General features: G+C 64.3%; 2 protein-coding genes and 1 pseudogene. All 3 read right to left on the bottom strand.

What is annotated here, in order from left to right; translation table 11 throughout:
• Nucleotides 1–882 (bottom strand): annotated as a pseudogene (locus tag ACIQ67_RS20675) (hypothetical protein); the annotation flags it as partial.
• 17 nt (nucleotides 883–899) lie between these two features.
• Complete coding sequence (locus ACIQ67_RS20670) at nucleotides 900–1,541, bottom strand: class I SAM-dependent methyltransferase (protein ID WP_397536253.1); 642 nt, start codon at nucleotides 1,539–1,541, stop codon at nucleotides 900–902.
• Nucleotides 1,542–1,549: 8 nt separating this feature from the next.
• Nucleotides 1,550–2,191, bottom strand: a complete 642-nt coding sequence (locus ACIQ67_RS20665; protein WP_397536252.1) for a glycosyltransferase family 32 protein — start codon at nucleotides 2,189–2,191, stop codon at nucleotides 1,550–1,552.
• Nucleotides 2,192–2,543: the final 352 nt, after the last annotated feature.

Here is a 2,543-nt window from a genome sequence, read left to right as displayed (position 1 = left end):
CACCTCGAAACGCTCGCGGTTGCGCGACTCCAGCACTTCAACCAGCAGCGCGGCCGTGGCGTGTTCGTGGAAATCAGCCGACAGATAGCCGATGCGCAGGCGGCACCCGTTGGCCGGCTGCGCGGCCCGCGGCGGCAGCGGCTGCAATCCGCGGCTGAGGAAGCGGCTGCTGATGCGCGCGGACTTGAGCAGTTCGGCCGGACTGTGCGGCACGCCGATCAAGGCGAAGGGCACGCAGAATTCGTCGGCGGCGCCCTCCGGCTTTGCCGCCAGTGCCTGATGCAGGGCTTGCAGATCGCTGTCGTGCTGCAGCCAACGTGCGCTGTGCTGCTCGGCATGCAGAAGATAGGCGCGCGGCATGACGGCCTGGGGCGAAAGCAGTGTGACGGTGCGGAAGCACTCAGCCGCTTCGCCCTGCATCTGCAGGGCCTGCAGCGTGAAGCCCAGTTGCTGGTGGGCGTCGATGTCGTCCGGGCGCAGTGCCAGTGCGTGCATCAAGGCGCCGAAGGCGTCGGCAGGCTGGCCACTGCGGCGCAAGGCTTCGCCCAGCAGGCGCTGGCCAGGATTCGACTGTGCAAGGCCTGGCTGGGACTGCAGCAGCTCGATGCACAGCGCATGCTGCTGCAAGGCCAGCGCGGCCTGTGCCGCAGCCAGTGCGGCGGGCAGGTTTTCCGGCTGCATTTGCAGGGCCGCCAATGCCGCATCCAGCGAGGCCTGCTGCTGGCCCAGCTTGGCGCGCGTCTGCGCCAGTGCCAGCCACAGCGTGGCGTCAGCCTGCCGCTGCAGCGCCTGCTCAAGCAGCGGTGCGGCGCGCGCCCAGTCCTGGCGGCTCAGATGCTGCTGCGCTTGCTGCAGCAGCGCGCTGGGGGCCGTGTAGGCCATGGGGCGCGTGGGCTTCATCAGCCCGCGCTGGCGCGCGTGGCCATGGCCAGCAGCGACATGCGGTTGAAGAACCACAGGCCCTGCAACTGCCATGGCGTGTATTTGCGCAGCACGTTGGACAGCGTGAAGGGCGTGTACCAGCAGTTGTGATCCGGGTGCACCACCTCGACGAAGGTCTGTGCGCCGGCGTTGTAGTCGAAGTGCCGGCGCATGCAGCTGTAGGCGTCCGGCACGGTGATCACGTATTCGGCGGCGCCGATGGCATCCAGCTCGCGGAAGAAGCCCAGCACATCCGGCACATGCTCCAGTACCTCGGGCACCAGTACCAGGTCGTAGTGGTGCGGTACGTCTTCCCAGCGCGAGTACAGCCGGCCGCGCAGGTGGGGCTGCATTTGAGCGAAGGCCTCGGTGTTGATGTCGAAACCGTCCACCTCGCAGATCTTGTCCAGTTGCAGATGCAGCGAGTTCTGCAGGTTGGTGATGGGCCAGTCCACGCAGCCCACATGCAGCACGCGCTTGCCGCTGCACAGCTCTGAGAACACGTCCAGGCGTGCGCGGCCGATCAGCGCTTCGCTGACCTGCTGCTTCTGCACGAAGTAAGGCTGGTGGCTCAGCTCCAGCGGCGACACCATCGGGCTTGCGGCGTTGTGGGTGCTCATGGTCTCTTTCAGGCCACTTGGCGTTTGTGCAGTTCGTCATAGGCCTGCAGCGTGCTGCCCCAGGCCTGGTCGGCAAACACTTGACCCGGGCCGCTGTAGGCCGCGCCGGTGAAGTGTTGCGGAATGAAGAAGTGGCTGGGCCAGATCGTCAGGCCGCTGTACTGGTAGGCGCGATGGCACTCGGTCAGGAACAGCGGGCCCACGCTCTCCCAGGCCATGCGGTCGACGACGGTCGGCTCCTTCTGCAGGTCCAGGATCATCTGGCCGAAGAAGGGGTTGTCAGGCACTGAAGCCACATAGCCGGCGGCGATCAGGCCGGGACGGGCCAGCTCGTTTTCCCAGCAGGCGAAGGCCTCGGCTTCGAACAGCCAGGGCTCCAGCGGGCGGCGGCAGATGCTGTCGGCATCGACCACGAAGCCGCCCTCGTTGTAGAGAATCTCCCAGCGCATCAGGTCGGCCACGCCGTTGAGCTCGCGCTTGGCCATGTCACGCATATGGGCGGCATTGATCCAGCCGTATTCGGCCAGGTCCTGATTGCCCCAAAGCTTGACCTGCCAATCCGGGTTCTTGTTGACCCAGGTCGAGATGCAGTTGTCCGGGCGTTTCGATTCATCACCGACCCAGATCACATGCAGGGTGCGTGGAATCATCCGGCTGCTCCGCTGTGTTTGTTTGCGTGCGTGAAGTCTGCCAAGCCTGACAAGACGGCATGGTTCGATAAGAGGGGGAATTGCCGGGCTGAGCCAGATGAGTGCCCGGGGCTTGTAGGAAAAAGCCTGACAAGGGGAGGTGTGGGAGGGAGACAGAAGAGACGGATTTGGGCTGATGTTTGGGTTTTGTTCCGGTCTTCACAATTCGTTTCACGTTGAGACGAGCTGACCTTGTCCCTGAAAAACGTATCCCTTGCTAAGTGGTCCAATCCAAGCAAGAGGAAACGAAATGACGAAGGCAAAGGCAGTTACGGCAAGGGCGCGTTACACGCTGGAATTCAAGCAAGAGGCG

The organism is Roseateles sp. (genome assembly GCF_044373315.1).
GTDB lineage: Bacteria > Pseudomonadota > Gammaproteobacteria > Burkholderiales > Burkholderiaceae_C > JACDQM01.
This window is presented reverse-complemented; position numbering and strand designations above follow the sequence as displayed.

Bases quoted from the DNA above. Each gene is read 5' to 3' on its own strand.
- ACIQ67_RS20670 (WP_397536253.1), bottom strand. From the start codon at position 1,541: ATGAGCACCCACAACGCCGCAAGCCCGATGGTGTCGCCGCTGGAGCTG.
- ACIQ67_RS20665 (WP_397536252.1), bottom strand. From the start codon at position 2,191: ATGATTCCACGCACCCTGCATGTGATCTGGGTCGGTGATGAATCGAAA.